The sequence below is a fragment of the Vallitalea okinawensis genome, assembly GCF_002964605.1.
GTDB lineage: Bacteria > Bacillota > Clostridia > Lachnospirales > PQDH01 > Vallitalea_A > Vallitalea_A okinawensis.
The window spans coordinates 1-1028 of record NZ_PQDH01000055.1 but is presented as its reverse complement, the minus strand read 5'-3'; the positions used below and the strand labels follow the sequence as shown (position 1 = coordinate 1028).

Here is a 1028-nt window from a genome sequence, read left to right as displayed (position 1 = left end):
CTCCCCACCTGACATTGTCCCTCTACCGGATCACGGTAGTAGGTTAGAAATCCAACACTACAAGGGAGGTATCCCAACATTGACTCCACCAAAACTGGCGTCCTGGCTTCAAAGTCTCCCTCCTATCCTGTACATGTAATGCCGAATCCCAGTATCAAGCTAGAGTAAAGCTCCACGGGGTCTTTCCGTCCTGTCGCGGGTAACCGGCATCTTTACCGGTACTTCAATTTCACCGGGCGCGTTGTCGAGACAGTGCCCAAATCGTTACGCCTTTCGTGCGGGTCGGAACTTACCCGACAAGGAATTTCGCTACCTTAGGACCGTTATAGTTACGGCCGCCGTTTACTGGGGCTTAAGTTCTGAGCTTCGCATTGCTGCTAACCCTTCCCCTTAACCTTCCAGCACCGGGCAGGCGTCAGCCCCTATACTTCACCTTTCGGTTTTGCAGAGACCTGTGTTTTTGCTAAACAGTCGCTTGGGCCTATTCACTGCGGCCTACTTGCGTAGGCACCCCTTCTCCCGAAGTTACGGGGTCATTTTGCCGAGTTCCTTGACAACGCTTCTCCCGTCGGCCTTAGGATTCTCTCCTCATCCACCTGTGTCGGTTTACGGTACGGGCACGTATAAAACAATAGCGGCTTTTCTTGGCAGCTTGGATTCACGAACTTCCCTACTTTAATTCGGTCCTCATCACACTTCAGCCTTATGGATGACGGATTTGCCTATCATCCAGCCTTTGTGCTTGAACGGGTTTTTCCATTCCCCGATTTCGTTATCCTTCTGCGTCCCCACAGTTCTGTTTATACGCGGTACAGGAATTTCAACCTGTTGTCCATCGACTACGACTTTCGTCCTCGCCTTAGGTCCCGACTTACCCAGAGAAGATCAGCTTTACTCTGGAAACCTTAGATATTCGGCCGAGAAGATTCTCACTTCTCTCTCGCTACTCATTCCGGCATTCTCTCTTCTTAACAGTCCACTGCTCCTTACGGTACAGCTTCGTCCCAGTTAAGAATGCTCCTCTACCA

Annotated in this window: 1 rRNA gene; it reads right to left on the bottom strand. The window is 50.9% G+C overall.

Annotated features, from left to right (window positions below):
- Positions 1-1028, bottom strand: a 23S ribosomal RNA gene (locus tag C1Y58_RS26255); the annotation flags it as partial.